Here is a 20,281-nt window from a genome sequence, read left to right as displayed (position 1 = left end):
ATGCGCCGCCTTCCTCATATTTTTTCTGTCCCCCCCGGGCTTGATTTTCTGGCGGAATCTGTGCGCGCTTTACTGGATAACCGCCTGATAGACAGCGCCGATATGCGGGATCCGGCTCAACTTGCCAAAACTGTGATTTATGTGCCGTCCCGTTGGGTGGCGCGCGCCTTGCGCTTCGCTTTTGTTGAAGCGGCGGTCAATAAAGCTGCTTTTCTGCCGGATATTCGCCCGCTGGGAGAAATGCCGGAAGATGATTTCAGCCTTTTTGCCGAAAATTTTGACCAGAACAGTACGACAGCCGCCGAGGCACAAGATAAATTAAGCCGGCCGGCTCTTATCGGCACAGTGGAAAGGCAGGCTTTGCTGGCGCGCCTTATTCGCCCGTGGCGTGAAAATCTGCCCGGGCATATTCGCGCGCTTTTTGGCCGTGAAACAGTGGAAGTGCCGGCCAATACGGCTGATGCGCTGTGGCTGGCCCGCAATCTGGCCGAGCTGATGGACGAAATGGCAACAGAAGGCGCCGATCCGGGCAAATTGCAGGCTGTTGCGCCGGCCGATCTGGCCGAATGGTGGCAGGTAACGGTAGAATTCCTGCATTGTGTATTTACCGCCTGGCCGGATATTCTGGCGGAGCGTCATTGCTCTACCGCTGCTGCCCGGCGCAATTATATGTTACGCGCCGCCGCCAACAGGCTGGAACAAACACACCGCAATGCCGGCGCGCTGTTTCAAAATATTGCGGTTACAAACAGGCCGGTTCTGGTGCTGGGTTCCACCGGCTCTATCCCGGCAGTGGCTGATTTTATTAAAACTGTCGCCTTTTTGCCGCAAGGGGCGGTGGTGCTGCCGGGGCTTGACCGCCATTTGGACGAAACAGCCTGGGCCGGGCTGGATAAAGATGAGCATAATCCCGCTGCCTTTGCGCACCCGCAATTTGCCCTGAAAAAACTGTTAAGACGGCTTAATGTCACGCGTAATAATGTCACTTTTCTCGGCCGGCCGACACAGGCACAAAAACAGCGGGAAATATGGATAAGTGAAATTTTTCGCCCGGCAGACAGCACGGAAAAATGGCAAAAACGGCGGGGCGGGCCGGGCAATAACAGCGCTTTTCTCAGCACTGTCAGCCTGATTGAAGCGCCGACAATGCGTGAAGAGGCACTGGCGCTGGCGGTCTGCCTGCGCACCGCGCTGGAAGAAAAAAACAGCCGCGCCGCCCTTATTACCAGCGATCGTGTCCTGGCGCGCCGCGTTTGCGGCGAATTGGCGCGCTTCGGCATTCAGGCCAGTGATTCCGGCGGCACGCCACTGGCGGCGAGCGAGCCTGCGGCTTTGATAAGGCTGTTGCTGGCCTGTATTTTTACCCCCGGTGATGCCGCCGCAATATTGGCTTTGTTAAAACACCCCTTAACCCGGCTGGGTTTTGCCCGCGCCGATTTGCGCCGTAAAGTGGAAGAATTTGAATATTTTGCCTTGCGCGGCGGCACTGGGCGGATAAATCTGGCCAAAGCCGATAAATTTATGAATGAGCGGCTGCAAAAACTGGCCAATACGGAAAAAATTGCCGGTGCTTTTACCGCTGAGCGTATGGACGAAGCTTTAAGGCTGGCCGGCCAGCTCACGGCGGCGGCGGCACCGCTGCAAAATTTTGCCCAAAAAAAGCAAGAAGTAACGCTGGAAGAAGCGGTAATTGCCACCATAGAAACATTTGAAAATTTTGGCCGCGATGAGCAAAGCTCACTTAAACGCCTTTATGCCGAAGCCGCCGGGCAAAAGCTTATTGCCTTTTGCCGCTCTGTTCTGGCCAGCCGTTCCGGCCTGAGCTTTATGCCGCTCGAGTGGCCGGAAATTTTTGCCGCCTTAATCGCCGATACAACTGTGGAAATGCGGCAAAACGGCCACCCTCGCCTGTTTATTCTCGGCCTGTTTGAAGCCAGGCTGCAAAATTTTGATACCGTGCTGATTGGCGGCCTGAATGAAGGCACCCTGCCCGCCGGCCCGCCTGATTCTCCCTTTTTATCGCGTTTGATGAAAGCGGCGCTCAGCCTGCCGCCGCCTGAGCAGAAAATCGGCTTTACTGCCCATGATATAGCGCAAATTCTCGCTATGAAAAAAGTCGTTCTGGCGCGCTCCTTGCGGGTGGATAATGCGCCTGCTATTGCCTCGCGCTGGCTGCAAAGGCTGCAAGCCGTCACGGGGGAAGAAGATTTTGCCGCCATAAAGGCGCGCGGGCATTATTATCTCAAGCTGGCGCAAAAGCTGGACTATGCGCCTGAGCAGGCTTTTGCCGCGCGCCCCAACCCCAAACCGCCGCCGGCCTTGCGCCCTACCCGCTTTTCAGTGACTGAAATTGAGGTTTTGCGGCGCGACCCTTATGCTGTTTATGCTCGCCGTATTTTGCGGCTGCGACCGCTTGAACCGCTGATTCGCGATGAAAGCGCAGCGGAGCGCGGCACGCTTTATCACGCAATTCTGGCAGCTTTCAGCCAATATTATGCCAAAGCCGATATTGGCGCCATAAAACCGCAGGCAGAGGCTCTATTGCTGGCGCTGGCGCGAGAAGAATTTGCCAAATTACAATTACCGCCGGATATTGCGGCTTTATGGTGGCCGCGTTTTTTTGGCCTTGTGCCCAATTATATCGCCTGGGAAGCGGGGTTAAGCCCCAGGCAGCGTTTTGCCGAAATCCGCGCCGGCGATACGGCTATCAATGATAGCGGCAGTTTTTTGCGCGGGCGGGCAGACAGAATTGATATTATGGCGGCAAGCGGCGCTGACGGAGAGCAAATTGCCGAAATTATTGATTTTAAAACCGGCTCAACCCCAAGCAGGAAACAAGCTCATATACTGGCCGCACCGCAGCTCGCTTTGGAAGGTGCTTTATTAAGCCGCGGCGGTTTTAAGGAATGTGGCGCGGCGAGAGCAGAAAATTTGTTTTATCTGCGCCTGAAGGCTGATGGCGAAACTGTGGCAGAAAATATTGCGGCACAAAAATCCAAAGCCTTGCCGGCAATTTCTACCCCTGCTTTATGTGAAAAAGCCTGGGCGCAACTGGATAGGCTGATTCGCCATTTTCAAAACCCGGATAATGGTTATCTTGCCCGCGCTTTGCCGCCTTTGGGACAAAATGCAAGCGATTACGATCATTTGGCGCGGCTGTTTGAATGGTCGTCACCGGTAAGGGAGGAAGAATGAAAGCGCAATTTACTGTGCCCGCTTCGGCGCTGGCGGCGCAAAGGCGTTCTTCCGACCCGCAGGCCAGCGTCTGGGTGGCGGCTAATGCCGGCTCCGGCAAAACGCATGTGCTGACTGAGCGGGTTATCCGCCTGCTGCTGCGCGGCACCAGACCGGCGCAGATTTTATGCCTGACTTATACCAAAGCCGCCGCCGCCAATATGCAAAGCCGCATTTTCAACCGGCTGGCAGAATGGACAAAATTTGACGACAGCGCCCTTGCCGCGGCGCTGGAAAAACTGGAAGGCACAGCGCCTGATAATATCAAGCTTTGCCAGGCGCGCCGGCTGTTTGCTTATGCCCTGGAAACGCCGGGCGGCCTGAAAATCCAGACCATTCATGCTTTTTGCGAATCCCTTTTGCACCGGTTTCCGCTGGAGGCCAATATTCCCGGCCATTTTGAGCTGATGGACGATACTGCGCAGGCAAATTGCCTGAAAGAAGTAAAAAAACAGCTTTTTGCTGAAATCTATCATGCGCCGGATAGCGTTTCAGGTCAGGCTTTCACGCTGATTTTGCAGCAGGCCGGGGAAGAGGCTTTGCATAAATTATTGGCAGCAGCAATAGCAGATAAGCAGAATCTTGGCCGATATTGCGCTTATCTTGCCAAAGAGGGCGAAGCTTTTTTTACAAAACTTCTTGGCCTGCAAAATGAGGCGCAAACGGCGGCGGCAAGGCAGGTTCACCTTAAAGCCGTGCTGGTGGAAGAGGTTAAACACAAGGCTTTGTTTGACAGTGCCGATTTAAGCAAAATTGCCGTTTTGGGTGGGCAAAGAGCGCAGGATTTTGTTGCCAGATTAAAAGCTGCTGCGGTTGAAACGCAAAGCGCCCGGCTTCTGGACACGCTGATTTCCGCTTATTGCAAAATGGACGGCACGCCCCATAATGCCGCCTATATTTGCGGCAAAAAGGCGGTTGAAGCCTGGCCGGAACTGGAAGAATTATTTGCCCGCAAAGCCGGCTTTGTGCTGGATTTTGCCGATAAATTAAAATCTGCCGATTTAATTGTTTTAAACAGTGCTGCCTACAGGCTGATTCAGGCCTTGCTTGCGCGCTATCATGCGGCCAAGCGGGCACAAGGCCGGCTTGATTTCGGCGATTTGATTGAGCGCGCTCTGGCGCTGCTCAAACGCCGCGGCGCCGGGCAATGGGTGCAATATAAGCTGGATCAGGGGATAGACCATATTCTGGTCGATGAAGCGCAGGATACCGGGCCGGAACAATGGGAAATTATCCGCCTTTTATCGCAGGATTTCTTCTCCGGCCTTGGCGCGCGGGAAGATTTGCAACGCACGGTTTTTGCTGTCGGCGATGAAAAACAGTCTATTTATTCGTTTCAGGGTGCTGCCCCGCAGGATTTTGCCCGAAACGGTGCCTTTATTGAATATAAAGCGCGCAATGTCCATTATCTGTTTCGGCGCGAGCGGCTGGATTTCTCCTTCCGCTCTACTGAAGATATAATTTCTGCTGTAGATGATATTTTTGCCCTGCCGCAAAATTACCAGGGCTTGAGCGCTGCCAATGAGCCGGTTTTGCACAGCGCTATTCGCCTGCAGGATCAGGGCTATGTTGATATTTGGCCTGCTATTGCCGGGCAGAAACAGCAGGAACCGGAAGAATGGACTGAAATTATCGACAGCAGCGATAATCCCGCGACAATTCTGGCCGGAAATATTACCGCTATTATTGCCCATTGGCTGCGCAATAAAGATATTCTGGCCGGCAAAAACCGCCCGGTCAAAGCCGGTGATATTATGATTTTAGTGCGCAAGCGCGGCAGTTTTGTCCATGCTTTGGCGCGCGCCTTAAAAAACAGCGCCATACCGGTGGCCGGCGCCGACAGGCTGCATTTGGCGGATCATATTGCCGTGCAGGATTTAATGGCGCTGGGTGCGTTTATATTACAGCCGCGCGATGATCTGGCACTGGCTTGCGCGCTGAAAAGCCCGCTCTTCAATGTCAGTGAGGAGACCTTGCTGGCGCTGGCGGCCGAGCGCAAAGGCACATTATTTGCCGCGCTGGAACAGGCAGCAGAACAGGGCAGCATGGCCTGTGAGCAGAAAATTCTGACAGAAGCAGCGGAAAAATTACGCCTTTACCGCGCTTTTGCCGATATTAAACCCGTTTATGAATTTTACGATAAAATTCTGGCAGAAGATGGCGGGCGCCGCCGCTTTCTGGCGCGTCTGGGGATTGAAGCCGGTGATATTCTCGATGCTTTTCTTGATTATTGCCTGAGCGCAGAAAAAACCGGCCTGCCCGGCCTGCAAATATTTTTGCAGGATTTAAGCCGCAACAGCCCGGAAATCAAGCGCGAGCTGGATCAAAATCGTGATGAAATCCGCATTATGACGGTTCATGCCGCCAAAGGGCTGGAAGCGCCGATTGTTTTTCTGGTCGATGGCGGCAGCGCTATTTGGCACAGCAGCAATGCGCCTTGTCTCCTGCCGTTACAATTACCGGAAAAATTGCGCCCGGCCGGCAGCTCCCTGCCCGTTACTATTCGTCTGTGGTTGCCGAAAACAGCTTATAAAACAAATCTGGCTGAGCAAATCCTTGATAAGTTAAAAACAGCGGCAGAGGAAGAATATCGCCGCCTGCTTTATGTCGGCATGACCCGGGCTGAAGACAGGCTGATATTATGCGGCTATTATGGCGCCAAACAGCCGACTGATAGCTGGCTGCCGCTGGTTGGCCAGGCTCTTGGCGATAAAACCGAATTTGTTGCCTATCCGGCAGGCATAGAGCAGGTGCGGCGGCACTGGCATAAAAAAGCTGCGGCAGGGCGGCCGGCAATCAACGCCAATCAGGACGATAAAAAATCTGATAACACTATTTTACCGGTTTTTTTAACCCAAAAAACAGCTTTTGAACCGGCTCTGCCGCGGCCGCTGACGGCTTCCGGCTCTGTTTGTCTCATCGATGCCGCAACCGGGACAGATCCCGATATTATGCGCAATTCACCAATCCTGCCGGTGAATTACGGTCTTGCAGACAATGCCGCCGGCGCTTTATTCGGCGCTATGGAAAAGGGCAGTTTTATCCATGCTTTATTGCAATATTTGCCGGATAGTGAGCCGAAATTGCGCCGACAACTGGCACAAGCCTATATAAAAGCACGGCTGCCGGCAATAGAGGCTGATAATCAGGCGCTACAGCAGGAGATTTTAACGCAAGTCTTTAATATTTTGGAAAATGCGCATTTTGCCCCTTTATTTGGCGCCAAAAGCCGGGCTGAAGCAGCCGTGACCGGCTTTATTCGGGTCAAAGGGCAACAGCGCCTTGTTGTCGGCCAGATAGACAGGCTGGCTGTGTTTGCAGACCATATTTTATTTGCCGATTATAAAACCGGGCGCCCGCCGGCAACAGCGCCGGACATACCTCATATTTATAAAATGCAAATGGCGCTTTATGCCGCTCTTCTCGCTTGCCTTTATCCGCGAAAAACCATTAAGGCGCTGCTGATTTACACGCGTGAAGGGCTGGTTTTTCCATTTACAGCAGCCGAGCTTTCGCCTTTATTGCGCTGAATCGGGCAATAAAGGCGAAAACCGGCAGCAAAGCGCTGCTTTATTCCTGTATTGTTTTGCTGTAAAAAATGTTATAGAAAAATTCTATATTATATGGGGCTTCAGAAAGGGTTGTGATATGGCAATAGTGACACTGACAACAGCAAATTTTGAAGAAAAAATTGCCCAGGCAGACAGGCCGGTTCTTATTGATTTCTGGGCAGAATGGTGCGGCCCATGTAAAATGATTGCGCCCTATCTGGCAGAAATCGCGGTTGAGCTGGCCGACAAGGTGCAAATAGCCAAGGTCAATATTGATGAAAGCCCTGAACTGGCGGCGCAATATGGCGTGCGCTCTATCCCCACTTTGCTGATGTTTAAAAACGGCAAAGTGGTGGACAATATGATTGGCGCCGCCCCTAAAAGCCGATTGCTGGACTGGGTAAAAAACGCTCTTTAAAAAATAAAGAGCTGCAAAATCGCTTATTGGGCAGGCGAACCTGCCAATATCGGTTATTTGCCAATGCAAAACTCAGAAAATATGACATTAAGCAAATCTTCTACATCAATATCGCCAGTTATACGCCCCAAAGCGTTGGCAGCATAACGCAAATATTCCGCCTGCAGCTCCAGCCCGGCATTTTTACTATGCAGGGCCTTGTCCAGTTCCGCTGCGGCAGTTTTCAATAAATGCAGCTGCCGGCTGCGGGCAGGTAAAATTGCCGCCGTCCGGTGTGTTTTTTCACGGCAGAATTGCTGTAATTTTTGCATAAATTCTGCCCAGCCCAGCCCGGTTTCGACTGAGAGCTGAAACGGCCATTTTTCTCTCGCTCCCACGCCTAAATCCAGCTTATTGCCGATAGACCAGATTTCCGCCTTTGTTGCCGGCAAGGCAACAGCCATATTGTCCTCGCTTGTTTCGGCGTGCATATCAGCCAGATACAGCACCAAATCCGCCTCTTTAATCCGCGCACAGGCAGTTTCAACCCCCATTTGCTCAATTTGCTCTGTTGTTTGCCGCAAACCGGCCGTATCTGTTACCAGAACGGGTATGCCTTCTATAATCAGGCGAATTTCCAAAGCATCGCGCGTAGTGCCGGCCTTGCTGCTGACAAGCGCCGCTGAGCGGCCGCTTAACCTGTTGATAAAGCTTGATTTCCCCGCATTAGGGGCGCCCGCTATTACAATTTTCAAGCCATCGCGCATAATATAAGCAGTTTTGGCCTGAGCAATATGCTGCTGCAAATCCTGGTGCAAAGCAGCCAAATCCTGTTCCGTTTGGGTAAAAACCGCTTCTTTTACCTCTTCTTCCTCGGCAAAATCCAGCTCTGCTTCTATCATGGCACGCGCTTTTATCAGCCTTTGCCGCCAATCACGGTAAAGCTTTTTCAAGGCTCCGCTTGCCCCCTGCATGGCCAATTTTCTTTGGCTTTCAGTTTCCGCCGTCAATAAATCAGCCAGCCCTTCGGCTTGCGTCAAATCTATTTTACCATTGGCAAAAGCGCGGCGGGCAAATTCCCCCGCTTCAGCCGGGCGACACTGCTCCTGTTCGCCCAATTCTGCCAGAAAACGGCTAATCAAAGCCTTGCTGCCATGCAGGTGAAATTCGGCGCAATCTTCTCCGGTAAAACTATGCGGTGCAGGAAAATAACTGACCAGCCCTTTATCCAGCATTTCCCCTTGTGCAGTTTTTATCGGCAATAAAGTCATATTACGCGGTTTTGGCACCTGGCCGCAAAATTTTTGCACAAGCACCCGCGCCTGCCTGCCTGAAAGGCGAATAACCGCGACACCGGCGGGTAAAGCGCCGCTTGAAAGCGCAAAAATTGTTGCCATAATTTCTCTCTTTAATGTGTTTCGGCTTTCACCGGTTACAGCGATAATTTGCCACCTGTATTAAACCCGGGTGAAAAGCAAACAGCCCCCGGTGGTTAAAGCGGGAGCTGCTGCCGGAAAAATCTGTTCAAGCTGCTTAACTGTTCATTTTGTCAAAAAATTCACCATTTGTCTTGGTTTGTTTTAATTTATCAATCAAAAATTCAATAGCGTCTGTTGTTCCCATCGGTGCCAGAATACGCCGTAAAACAAAGACTTTCTGCAAATCCTGCCGCGCAATCAGCAAATCTTCTTTACGCGTGCCGGATTTCAAAATATCAATAGAGGGGAAAATGCGCTTATCGGCAATTTTGCGATCCAGCACCAGTTCCGAATTGCCGGTGCCCTTAAATTCTTCAAAAATCACCTCGTCCATGCGGCTGCCTGTATCAATCAGAGCTGTGGCGATAATTGTCAGTGATCCGCCTTCTTCAATATTGCGGGCAGCCCCAAAAAAACGCTTTGGCCGCTGCAGCGCATTAGCGTCAACACCGCCGGTCAAAACTTTGCCGGAAGAAGGGATAACTGTATTATAAGCGCGTCCCAAACGGGTAATGGAATCCAGCAAAATCACCACATCACGGCCATGCTCTACCAGACGTTTGGCTTTTTCTATCACCATTTCCGCCACTTGCACATGGCGCGAGGCCGGCTCATCAAAAGTGGAAGAAATCACCTCACCTTTGACCGAACGCTGCATATCTGTTACTTCTTCCGGGCGTTCGTCAATCAGCAGCACAATTAAATAGCATTCCGGGTGATTGGCGGTAATGGAATGGGCAATATTTTGCAGTAAAACCGTTTTACCGGTACGCGGCGGCGCCACAATCAAACCGCGCTGCCCCTTTCCCATTGGCGCTACCAGGTCAATTACCCGCGGCGACATATCTTTGGCTGTAGCGTCAGCCAATTCCATACGTAATTGCTCATTAGGATAAAGCGGGGTCAGATTGTCAAAATGAATTTTGTGGCGGATTGTCTCCGGATCTTCAAAATTGATTTTATTCACTTTGAGCAAGGCAAAATAGCGCTCGCCTTCTTTCGGGCTGCGAATCGGGCCTTCTACCGTATCCCCTGTTTTTAAGGAAAAACGGCGAATTTGCGAGGGAGAAAGGTAAATATCATCAGGCCCGGGCAGATAATTGGCATCGGCTGAGCGCAAAAAGCCAAAACCGTCCTGTAAAATTTCCACTACGCCTTCGCCGATAATTTCCACTTCCTGTAGCGCCAGATTTTTCAATATGGCAAACATCAGCTCTTGTTTGCGCATGGCATTGGCATTTTCGACATCAAGCTGCTCGGCAAAGGCTACCAATTCCATCGGAGTTTTGCTTTTAAGTTCCTGAAGCTTCATTTCTTGCATGAAATTTGTCCATTTTTGTTCCGCCGTTACGGAAAATGAGGCATTTCGCCGCCAGGCTGCAATAATCCTGTTTTTTAGAAAGCCGGATAAAGCGAAAAATCGGATCGGGAGCGTAATCTGCCGGATAATATTTAAAAAACAGCGGGATTACTGCGATAAGGCGGGCTTGTTTACCAGGCAGGTTAAGGTTTTTCTGAAAATTTTGCAAGCTTTTTCTTAAAAAGCATATTTTTACCTGTTTTTTGCCATCAAAATAAAGTTCGGAGCAGGAGAAACACCCATAAGAAGGCCCTTCCTCCCCGCTTTTAAAATATCGGCCTTAATTCTAAAAAGGTTTCACAATAACGGCAATAACGGCAATAATCAGCAAAATAGTCGGCACTTCATTGAGCATACGCCAGGTTTTGGCTGAATAAGTATTTTCCCCTTTGGCGAAACGGCGCAGCGAGGCCGATAAAAAACCGTGAAAACCGGAAAGAATGATAACAGCCAGCAATTTTAAATGCAGCCAGCCGCCGTGAAAATGATAAATAAAATAAGCCAGCCACAAGCCGGTAAGCCAGGCAAAACTCATGGCCGGCAGCAGGATAAACCGGTTTAACCGCTTTTCCATCAGCGTTAATAATTGTGCTTCACCTGAATTATTTTTTACGCCGCAATGATAAACAAATAAACGCGGCAAATAGAGCATGGCCGCCATCCAGCATATAACAGCAATAACATGCGCAGCCTTTATCCAGGGATATAAAATATCTATTGTCATATTTTCCTCGATAATTTCCACCGGTTTATTATCACAAGACCCTGTATATTCTATAACCGGCAGCGGATTTTTAGCTGTTACCGCAGCGCGCGCAGCTGGTTAAGCATGGCGTCTACATGGCTTATCGGAGTTTGCGGCATAATGCCGTGCCCCAGATTAAAAATAAAAGGGCGATATTGCAAGGCGGATAATATGGCTTCCACACCTTGTGATAAAACCTCACCGCCGGCCATTAGGCGTAATGGATCAAGATTCCCCTGAACCGGCAATTTTTCCTGTAATTTTGCCGCAAAAGACAAAGGCATAGTCCAATCCAGCCCTAAAGCGGTTACCCCTGTTTTTTCCGCATAAGTCCGGTAAAACAAGCCTGCTCCGCGAGGAAAAGCAATAATCGGAACTTTTGGACAGGCAGCGCGGATTTTTTGTACCATATAACGCACAGGAGCAATACAGGCAGCGGCAAAGCTTTGTTCGTCCAGCACGCCGGCCCAGGAATCAAAAATCTGCACACAATCGGCACCGGCCTTTATTTGCCCGATTAAATATTCCGCTGAAACATCAGCCAGACAGCGCATTAAAGCAGCAAAATCCTGCTTATAATGATAAGCAAACAGCCGCGCCGGCGCTTGATCAGGCGTAGCCTGGCCGGCAATCATATAAGTAGCCACTGTCCAGGGAGCGCCGCAAAAGCCGATTATCGCCGTATTATCACTCAGCTGCGCTTTCACCTTTTTTATCGTCTCAAAAGCCGGCGATAAGACAGAAAGAGCATTATCACGGTTTAATCTGGCAATATCGGACTGTTGTAACGGCGTCATAATCGGCCCGCGGCCTTCCTCAAAGCGCAAATCGCGCCCAAGAGCATGCGGCACTACCAATATATCGGAAAACAAAATAGCTGCATCAAAACCAAAACGGCGAATAGGCTGCAAGGTCACCTCAGCCGCTAAAGCAGGGTTTTGGCATAAATGCAAAAAACTGCCCGCCTGCTTTCTTATTTCTCTATATTCGGGCAAATAACGGCCGGCCTGGCGCATTAGCCATACAGGCGGCGGAAAAACTTTCTCTCCATTGAGCACATTGAGCAGTTTTTTCATAATAAATCCAGTTTTTGATTTACAGATTTGGTAAAATAGCAGTTTTCCCCTTTTCCTTTAAATAAATTTTTAAAGGATTCCGGTTTTTGATTCTATGACTCTGTGGATAATGGTGAAATATTGCACTCCCCCTGTTTTCCACAAAACAGCATAGAGCAAAAATCCCGGACAAATTTATACATATTTTAGCCAAATGGGAAATATTTTTATATTTTTTATGAGAATCAAAAAGTAAGCTTCTATCTTCGCCGGTCATTTATTGGGGAAAAGGCCTGAATAAATATTTATTCCCGCTTTTATCGGATTTTATCGGAAATAGTTCTCTTTTATTAAAACCGGGATAAACCCTGTTGATTTTAACAGGCTCTTTTTGCTTATATTTTTGGCGGCAATTTTTTCACCATTTATTAACATATAGAGATAAAAAGCGGGAATAGAGGATTTTTTTGCTTTTATTTATTACTGTTTTATGACTCATATGAGTTTATAAAATTGATAGCGGAGTCGAGCTGTTTGCTCGGACTAAACAGGGAGCCTGCTTGGCTCACCGGCAATAGGCAAAAGGGTTATGGCTCAGAAAAAAGCGCATGAAGTAGAAAATTTTCTGAAAAACGGGCCGCAATCTTATGAAATTTTATTGATTTACGGCCCTGATAAAGGTCTAATATCTGAATATGCGGCTGGTTTTGCTAAAAATTGCGGCATAAACAGCAGGGATCCTTTTGCCGTAATAAAAATAGATGGAGAAAATCTCGACAAAAACCCTTCTGCCTTGATTGATGAAGCGCAAACAATAGGGTTTTTTGGCGGTAAAAGATTGATTTGGATTTCTTATGCCGGTTCAGGCAATAAAAGCGGTTTTAGTGAAGCTTTGAAATTTTTATTGCAACAGCCGCTTGCTGATTGTTTTATTTTAATTGAGGCAGGGGATTTGAAAAAAGGCGCTGCCTTGCGCAAAATTGTAGAAGAAGCGCCGCGTGCTGTCGCATTGCCTTGTTATGGCGATGAAGGACAGGCAATTCAGAAATTGATTGATAATGTTTTACAGCAATTTCATTGCACTATTACAGAGGAAGCTCGCTCTGTCTTACAGGCCAATCTGGGTAGTGACAGATTGATTTCTCGCGCGGAATTGGAAAAACTTTGTCTTTATAGTCAAATAAACAAACATATTACCCTGGAAGATGTCAAAAACTCTGTCAGCGATGAACGCGCTCTTTCTCAAAATGAAATTACCGATGCGGTGATTTGCGGTGATTTACCCGGTTTTAATCAAAATTTTGATCGGCAAATTGCCGGCGGTATACCGTCTTTTTTAATTTTATTGGCCTTAATACGGCAATTTCAGCAATTACAGATTTTTCGTTTTGCTATGGAAGAGGAGGGGAAAAATATAAATGCGATTATTACAGCCGCCCGCCCGCCGGTGTTTTTCAGGCGTAAAAAGATTTTGGAACAGGCTTTGACTTTATGGACAAGTATAAAAATCAGTCGCGCTATGGAAAAATTGCATAAAACTTTATTGGATAGCCGTAAAAATAATGAATTGAGTTTGGTTATTATTCGTCAAAATTTATTAGCTTTAACTATAGAAGCTGCCCGCAGCAAATAATTTTCTCACCGTGATTTATAGTAAAATTTTGAGCAATGTTTCACATGAAACATTGTCATTTTCTCAAAAAAAACAGCCTATAATTTAAAAATAGCCCTCATTAAAGGCAGAAGATTGCTTTGATCGTAACTTATTGCTAAAAGGCATCAAACAGGATTTTGCATTGACGCGTAAATCAGGGTTTTGATTGTGATCTCAGCAGATAAAAATTTTGATGTCATCATAGTCGGCGGCGGCCATGCCGGTTGTGAGGCTGCTGCCGCTGCGGCCCGTTATGGTGCTGAAACTGCTCTTATTACTTATGATTTTTTTAATATTGGCACAATGTCTTGCAACCCTGCCATTGGCGGTTTGGGCAAAGGCCATTTAGTGCGTGAAATTGACGCATTAGACGGGCTGATGGGGCGCGCTGCCGATAAAGCCGGTATTCAGTTTCGTTTGCTAAATCGTTGTAAAGGCCCGGCTGTCCGTGGCCCGCGCACTCAAATTGATCGCCGTCTCTATCGACAGATAATGCAAAATTTTATGCGAAAACAAAATAATCTTACTCTCATTGAAGATGAAGTTATTGATATAGAGATTAAATCTGACCGGGTAACGGGTGTTATTACCGCCAATGGAGGCTTTTTGGCTGCCGGTTCTGTTGTATTAACAACCGGTACATTTTTGCATGGTCTTATTCATATTGGTCAAAAATCATGGTCTGCCGGGCGTATGGGAGAAAAGCCGTCTGAAAAACTGGCTGAAAAACTTAAATCTTACAATATTCGCCTGGGGCGCCTGAAGACTGGAACCCCGCCAAGGCTTAATGCTGCAACAATAAATTGGCAAAATCTGGAAAAGCAACAGGCTGATAAACAGCCAGTGCCTTTTTCGCTGATGACAGAAAATATAGAACAGCCGCAAATTACTTGCGCTATTACCCGCACTAATGAGCAGACGCATAAAATTATTCGCGATAATATACAATTTTCTGCTATGTATTCGGGTAAGATTGAAGGTGTGGGGCCGCGTTATTGTCCTTCTATTGAAGATAAAATTATTCGTTTTGGTGATCGTGACGGGCATCAGATTTTTCTGGAACCGGAAGGATTGGATAGTAACAGTATTTATCCTAACGGCATTTCCACTTCTTTGCCGGAAGCTATCCAGCGTGATTTTATCAAGAGCATTGACGGGTTGCAGCAGGCCGAAATTTTACAGCCCGGTTATGCTATTGAATATGATTTTGTTGATCCGCGTCAATTAAATCGCAATCTGGAATTGCGCGCTCTTTCCGGTTTATTTTTAGCCGGGCAGATAAACGGCACAACCGGCTATGAAGAAGCAGCGGCGCAAGGGCTGATTGCCGGCCTCAATGCGGCATGTAAAGCCGCCGGTCAAGCGCCGTTTATTGTGCAAAGAACTCAAGCCTATATTGGTGTTATGCTTGATGATTTAATTTCTCGCGGTGTCAGTGAACCTTATCGCATGTTTACCTCCCGCTCTGAATTTCGTTTATCTTTACGGACAGATAATGCTGATGAAAGATTAACGCCAACTGGCATGCAATTAGGCATTATTGGCGAATCTCGGCAAAAAATCTTTATAAAACAACAGGAAGATTTGGCCAAAGCGCGTAACTGGGCGCAATCTGTTTCTCTTACTCCGGGTGAGGCAGATGATTATAGTTTAAAAATAAATAATGACGGTGTGCGCCGCACAGCCTATAATTTACTTTCTTATCCTGATATTTCATTACAGCGCTTAATGGCAATTTGGCCGGAAATTCAACAATTTTCGCTAAAAACGCAAGAAGCTTTAACGATTGAAGCGCAATATGCTGTTTACATGAAAAGACAAAAGCAGGATATGGCACAATTAGAGCGAGATGAAAAACTCACTATCCCGCAAAATCTGAATTTTGCTAATTTAGCCGGTCTTTCTAATGAATTGCGGTCAAAATTACATAGGCGACAACCGCGCACTATTGCTGAAGCGCAAAAAATTGAAGGTATGACTCCTTCTGCTATATTATTGCTTATGGCCGAGATACAACGCACGCATCGTCTGGAAAAACGGGCTATATAGACGTTTTAAATATAAATATCGTCAATGTTTCATGTGAAACATTTATCGATTTATGTGCCGGAAAGGCTTTATTATGTCGGTAATAATAGCCTTTATGGCTGCTTTTATTTTATATAATTTGTGACAAAGACATATTCCAGATAGTAATAAATTCACTCCTTGCAGAAAAGGGAGAATTTACGGCTGGATATTGGTTCTGGTAATGATTTTCCATTTTTGATGACTTGGAATTGAGCTGTTTATTGATTCGCAATTTTTCCGCCCGATAAATAGGAAAAAGCGACTCGAAAATATAAATCAAGCCCTTATTTTTTATTGCCCTTACCGCAAAGGCCTGGAAATTTCTTTTGTCAATCCTCTTTATTGTTGAAAAACCCGCTTAAAATTATTTTATTGTTAATTTATGCTGATGGCAGGTTTAAAAGAATATTATTCGGGGCCAGGCTGCTTTTATAATAAGCAAGGAAATGACGCCGTCTGGTTGCCGATATTACAAATTCATTGTTTTGGTGAACCGGGCCTGCAAATGGTTTTTATATAAGCTGTTTTGTTCCAGACCGGCAGATTAAAGGATAAAACAATGCATAAGCGGGAAAAAATTATTGCCATTGCCAATCAAAAAGGCGGTGTGGGGAAAACAACTACGGCTATTAACCTGGCTACGGCTCTGGCTGCCATAGGTGAAAAAGTATTGCTGGTGGATATTGATCCGCAAGGTAATGCCAGCACCGGTTTAGGGATTGATCGCCATAACAGGCCATTATCTTCTTATGATGTTTTGGTTGATGCTATTGCTGTTAATCAGGCTGCTGTGCCGACTTCCGTGCCGAATTTGTTTATTGTGCCCTCAACGCTCGATCTTCTGGGGGTGGAAATGGAAATAGCCGCGCAATCTGATCGGAGTTTCCGCCTGCGCAAGGCGCTGCGAGGCAATAAAAACACTGAAGATAATACGGCAGTTGAGGGGGAATTCAGTTATATTTTAATAGATTGTCCGCCTTCCTTTAATTTATTGACCTTGAATGCCATGGGAGCAGCCGATTCAGTTTTAGTGCCGTTGCAATGTGAATTTCTGGCTCTGGAAGGGCTTAGCCAATTATTGGAAACTATTCGTCAAGTGCGGGCGAATCTTAACCCGCATTTGATTATTCAGGGCATTGTGTTGACCATGTTTGACGGTCGCAATAATCTGGCCAATCAGGTTGTGCAAGATGTGCGGTCTTTTATGGGAGAAAAAGTTTATCACACTATTATCCCGCGCAATGTGCGTGTTTCAGAAGCGCCGTCTTTTGGTAAACCGGCTTTGCTTTATGATTTGAAATGCCCCGGCAGCCAGGCTTATTTGCAATTGGCTTCAGAGGTAATTCAAAGAGAAAGGCAAATATTTGCCTGAATAATAATGGTGCAAGGCGATTTGCAAAAGCTTTATGTCAATTAAGGCGTTTGGGTTTGTTTTAAGCAAAATCAGGGAAGAACAATGAGCGAAAATCCGTCACGCAAAAGATTGGGCAGAGGTCTGGCTGCCCTTATAGGTGATATAGATATACCGGATTCAACGGTTTTAATAGAGGCTGAGGCCCATAGGCAAGCGCAAAGCCAAACAGATAAAGGTTCTGCCGGGGGGGCAGAGAAATATCTGCCGATTGAAAAAATTATGCGTAATACGCATAATCCGCGCCGTTCTTTTGCTGAAGAAAATATTACCGATCTGGCGCAATCTATTCGTGAGCACGGCCTTGTTCAACCTGTTATTGTTCGCCCTTCTCCCATACGTGACGGCTATTTTGAGCTCATAGCCGGCGAACGCCGCTGGCGCGCCGCCCAGCAGGCCGGTTTGGTAGAAATTCCGGTTTTATTGCGTGATGTAGATGATCGCACAGCGCTGGAACTGGCAATTATTGAAAATGTGCAGCGCGCCGATTTAAATCCGGTAGAAGAAGCTTTGGGTTATAAACAGCTCATAGAAGAACATGGTTATTTGCAGGCTGATCTGGCCGTAATTATCGGCAAAAGCCGCAGCCATTTGGCGAATATGATGCGCTTGTTGAAATTACCGGAAGATGTTTTGGATAAATTGGCTTTGGGGCAGTTATCTGTCGGCCATGCGCGCTGCCTTATCAATATTGAAAAGGCCTCTGTTCTGGCGCAACAGATTATTGAAAAAGGTCTTTCCGTGCGTCAGGCAGAAGAACTGGCTGCTCATAATAGTGATAAGAGTGAAAAATCAGCGCCTGAAAAGCCGGAAAAAGATCCTAATACTGTAGCTTTGGAACGCAATCTGGGAGAAAGACTGGGTATGCAGGTGGCAATAAATTTTAAAAGTAAGGGTGGTGACATTCGTATCCATTATAAAAATCTGGATCAGTTGGACGATATTTGCCGCCGCCTGGAACAAAGATAGTTTATAACAGTGCCGAATCTATGATTTCCTTCACCGGACTGATCTGACTTTGGGGAGGGGATGGAGTCGCTTGCCTTGTGTGGAAGATCTTTCGTAACTCGGCGGGGATAGATTGTAAACCAGGATAATTTACGTATGGCTGACGGTGATTCAGTCCCGCAATGGAGCGATGGCGGAGATAAATTATAAAATACAATGAAGCGTCAAGGATTTTTCTGCTTCATGCCGCTGCTTGTGTTTTGCTAAAAAATCTGGGGAAAGAAAGATAATTATGTGTAACTCTGGGTCAAAAAAGTTAATTAGTCAGCAGTCAGCAGTCAGCAGTCAGCAGTCAGCAGTCAGCAGTCAGCAGTCAGCAGTCAGCAGTCAGCAGTCAGCAGTCAGCAGTCATTTGAAGATCTTCTGGCCGATTTGCGCCATATCGCCAAAAATACGCGCGAATCCGGCCATAATTTTGAAATTCTAACCAGGCAATTTTTACTTACCGAGCCGCGTTATAAAGCGCATTACCGCACAATAGAGCTGTGGGCACACTGGGCGCAGAGCAAAAATCTGCAAACCGGCAAAGCGAACTGGGCAAATAGCCGCGATATTGGCATAGATCTGGTTGCCCAGCGCCATGATGGCGGCCTGTGCGCCATTCAGTGCAAATTTTTCCTGACAAGTCGCATTAGCAAAGAAATGCTGGACAGTTTTATTGCCGCTTCCGGTGCGTCTGTATTTTCTGAGCGCATGTTTGTTGCTACCGGCGGCCTCTCTGATAATCTGAAAAATGCGCTGCGTACGCAGGAACCGCCGATTATTTGCCTGAACAAGGCAAGTTTTGAAAATTCTGCCATTGATTGGGCAAAATATACGCCGGAAAGTAATTCTCTTACATGTATTTCGCTAAAAACACCGCGTGACTATCAGGAAACCGCTATTAGCCGGGTTATAGACGGCTTTAAAAGCGCCGATCGCGGCCGCCTGATTATGGCCTGCGGCACCGGAAAGACCTTTACCAGCTTGAAAATTGCTGAAAGACTGCGGCTTTACCCCAATGCTGCTGCCGCTAAAGCAGCGACTAATCAGCAGAAACATCAAGGCAAAACCGAATTGGAGCAGGCGGCAAGCCTGGCCGCGGCCAAAGCAGCCGAGAAGGTTGCCTGCTCCGCTAATATTGTGCTGTTTCTTGTGCCAGGCCTGGCTTTGCTGTCACAAACATTGCGGGAATGGGCAGCGCAATCACAGCGACCAATAACGCCTTTTGCTGTCTGCTCTGATGCCTCTGCCGGTCATGTTACCCGTAAGGCAAAAGAGGCAGACGAAATAGAATATATTGCTAATGAGCTGGATTTCCCCCCGACTACCGAGGCCGGCGCGCTGGCGCAGGCTGTTACCAAAGCGCGCACACAAAATCCGCAAGCCATGCAGGTGATATTTTGCACCTATCACAGTATGGAAGTGGTGGCAGAAGCACAGGCAAAACATGGCCTGCCGGCTATTGATCTGGTGATCTGCGATGAAGCGCATCGCACCGCCGGCCAGAGCAAAAGCGGGGAAGATAAAAGTTTTGCCCGCATTCTGGCCGCAGATTTTATCCGCGCGGAAAAGCGGCTGTTCATGACGGCTACGCCGATTGTTTATACCCCCGCCTCAAAAAAAGCGGCTAAGACGCGCGATATTACCCTTTACAGTATGGATAATGAGGCTCTTTATGGCCCATTATTACACTCTATTTCTTTCAGTCAGGCGATAAAATATGGCTGTCTATGTGATTATAAGCTGCTGCTTTTGGCCGTCTCAGCGGCAGATGTTTCAAAAACACTGCAAAATTATCTGAATAAAGATGATAGCGGTGTGAAGCTGGACGATGCCACCAAAATGGTTGGCTGTTATCGCGCTTTGGCCAAAATCGGCCTGAAGGAAGAAGGCGCGCCGATGCAAAGCGCTATCGCTTTTGCTCAGGTGATCGACCACAGCGCGGATAAAGTCAGTTCTAAAGATTTTGCCAAAGATTTCCCCGTAATTACTCAGGCTTTCCAGCAGGCCGAGCATGAAGCCGGCGCTGATGCGCCGCCTTTCGCCATTTTGGCCGAGCATGTTGATGGCTCTATGTCCAGCAATGAGCGGGAAGATAAGCTCAATTTCCTCAAAGGCTTCTCTTCTTTTGCTTCCACGCGCGCTATAGAGACAGAAACTGCTTGTGCAAATCCAGTCACTACCCATGATTATCCTCAGAAGGAAGAAACACGAAGTGTTTGCCGGGTGCTTTCCAATGTGCGCTGCCTGTCAGAGGGTGTTGACGTCCCCGCTTTAGACGCTGTTTTGTTTTTATCCGGTAAAAACAGTCAGATAGAGATTACGTAGGCGGTTGG

General features: G+C 47.7%; 11 protein-coding genes and 2 pseudogenes. 9 read left to right on the top strand and 4 right to left on the bottom strand.

Annotated features, from left to right (window positions below):
- The 3 genes from addB to trxA all read left to right on the top strand — a co-directional run bounded on the left by addB (position 1) and on the right by trxA (position 7,203).
- The gene (gene addB, locus DPQ22_RS01110) at positions 1-3,195 is read left to right on the top strand and encodes a double-strand break repair protein AddB (protein WP_150212740.1); all 3,195 of its coding nucleotides are present in this window, start codon (positions 1-3) and stop codon (positions 3,193-3,195) included.
- A complete protein-coding gene (addA, locus tag DPQ22_RS01105) occupies positions 3,192-6,764 on the top strand; it encodes a double-strand break repair helicase AddA (protein ID WP_190323079.1) in 3,573 nt (1,190 codons plus the stop codon). Before addB ends, addA begins: the two co-directional genes overlap by 4 nt.
- 118 nt (positions 6,765-6,882) lie before the next feature.
- Positions 6,883-7,203, top strand: a complete 321-nt coding sequence (gene trxA, locus DPQ22_RS01100) for a thioredoxin (RefSeq protein WP_150212738.1) — start codon at positions 6,883-6,885, stop codon at positions 7,201-7,203.
- A gap of 53 nt (positions 7,204-7,256) precedes the next feature.
- Here trxA and mnmE read toward each other — a convergent pair whose 3' ends face one another.
- The 4 genes and pseudogenes from mnmE to hemE form a co-directional block, all read right to left on the bottom strand.
- Positions 7,257-8,579 (bottom strand): tRNA uridine-5-carboxymethylaminomethyl(34) synthesis GTPase MnmE, encoded by a 1,323-nt coding sequence (gene mnmE, locus DPQ22_RS01095; protein ID WP_150212737.1) that lies wholly within the window; start codon positions 8,577-8,579, stop codon positions 7,257-7,259.
- A gap of 136 nt (positions 8,580-8,715) precedes the next feature.
- On the bottom strand, positions 8,716-9,981 hold the full coding sequence (rho, locus tag DPQ22_RS01090; protein WP_150212736.1) for a transcription termination factor Rho: 1,266 nt from the start codon (positions 9,979-9,981) through the stop codon (positions 8,716-8,718).
- A gap of 325 nt (positions 9,982-10,306) precedes the next feature.
- A pseudogene (gene hemJ / locus DPQ22_RS01085) lies at positions 10,307-10,726 on the bottom strand (protoporphyrinogen oxidase HemJ); the annotation flags it as partial.
- A gap of 95 nt (positions 10,727-10,821) precedes the next feature.
- A complete protein-coding gene (gene hemE, locus DPQ22_RS01080; protein WP_150212734.1) occupies positions 10,822-11,844 on the bottom strand; it encodes a uroporphyrinogen decarboxylase in 1,023 nt (340 codons plus the stop codon).
- A gap of 565 nt (positions 11,845-12,409) precedes the next feature.
- On the opposite strand from hemE, the gene holA reads away from it, so the two are divergent.
- The 6 genes and pseudogenes from holA (at position 12,410) to DPQ22_RS01055 (ending at position 20,273) form a co-directional block, all read left to right on the top strand.
- Positions 12,410-13,453 carry a DNA polymerase III subunit delta gene (gene holA / locus DPQ22_RS01075; RefSeq protein WP_150212733.1) on the top strand — a complete coding sequence of 348 codons (1,044 nt, stop codon included), beginning with the start codon at positions 12,410-12,412 and terminating at the stop codon, positions 13,451-13,453.
- Between the two features lie 189 nt (positions 13,454-13,642).
- Positions 13,643-15,523 (top strand): tRNA uridine-5-carboxymethylaminomethyl(34) synthesis enzyme MnmG, encoded by a 1,881-nt coding sequence (gene mnmG, locus DPQ22_RS01070; RefSeq protein WP_150212732.1) that lies wholly within the window; start codon positions 13,643-13,645, stop codon positions 15,521-15,523.
- A 580-nt stretch (positions 15,524-16,103) separates the two neighbouring features.
- Entirely contained in the window at positions 16,104-16,916 is an 813-nt protein-coding gene (locus DPQ22_RS01065; RefSeq protein WP_150212731.1) for a ParA family protein, read from the top strand.
- Between the two features lie 84 nt (positions 16,917-17,000).
- A complete protein-coding gene (locus tag DPQ22_RS01060) occupies positions 17,001-17,924 on the top strand; it encodes a ParB/RepB/Spo0J family partition protein (RefSeq protein WP_150212730.1) in 924 nt (307 codons plus the stop codon).
- A gap of 411 nt (positions 17,925-18,335) precedes the next feature.
- A pseudogene (locus tag DPQ22_RS09385) lies at positions 18,336-18,782 on the top strand (restriction endonuclease); the annotation flags it as partial.
- The gene (locus DPQ22_RS01055) at positions 18,762-20,273 is read left to right on the top strand and encodes a DEAD/DEAH box helicase family protein (protein ID WP_425305133.1); all 1,512 of its coding nucleotides are present in this window, start codon (positions 18,762-18,764) and stop codon (positions 20,271-20,273) included. The pseudogene DPQ22_RS09385 and the gene DPQ22_RS01055, both read left to right, overlap by 21 nt.
- The last annotated feature ends 8 nt before the right edge of the window (positions 20,274-20,281 follow it).

The organism is Candidatus Tokpelaia sp., from assembly GCF_008636115.1.
In the GTDB taxonomy this organism is placed as follows: Bacteria; Pseudomonadota; Alphaproteobacteria; order Rhizobiales; family Rhizobiaceae; genus QLZD01.
The sequence above is the reverse complement of the archived record's forward strand: the minus strand, read 5'-3'. Positions and strand labels throughout refer to the sequence as shown.

Excerpts from the sequence above, each read along its gene's own strand:
- addB (WP_150212740.1), top strand. The coding sequence starts at position 1 with ATGCGCCGCCTTCCTCATATTTTTTCTGTCCCCCCCGGGCTTGATTTT.
- addA (WP_190323079.1), top strand. The coding sequence starts at position 3,192 with ATGAAAGCGCAATTTACTGTGCCCGCTTCGGCGCTGGCGGCGCAAAGG.
- trxA (WP_150212738.1), top strand. The coding sequence starts at position 6,883 with ATGGCAATAGTGACACTGACAACAGCAAATTTTGAAGAAAAAATTGCC.
- mnmE (WP_150212737.1), bottom strand. The coding sequence starts at position 8,579 with ATGGCAACAATTTTTGCGCTTTCAAGCGGCGCTTTACCCGCCGGTGTC.
- rho (WP_150212736.1), bottom strand. The coding sequence starts at position 9,981 with ATGCAAGAAATGAAGCTTCAGGAACTTAAAAGCAAAACTCCGATGGAA.
- holA (WP_150212733.1), top strand. The coding sequence starts at position 12,410 with ATGGCTCAGAAAAAAGCGCATGAAGTAGAAAATTTTCTGAAAAACGGG.
- DPQ22_RS01065 (WP_150212731.1), top strand. The coding sequence starts at position 16,104 with ATGCATAAGCGGGAAAAAATTATTGCCATTGCCAATCAAAAAGGCGGT.
- DPQ22_RS01060 (WP_150212730.1), top strand. The coding sequence starts at position 17,001 with ATGAGCGAAAATCCGTCACGCAAAAGATTGGGCAGAGGTCTGGCTGCC.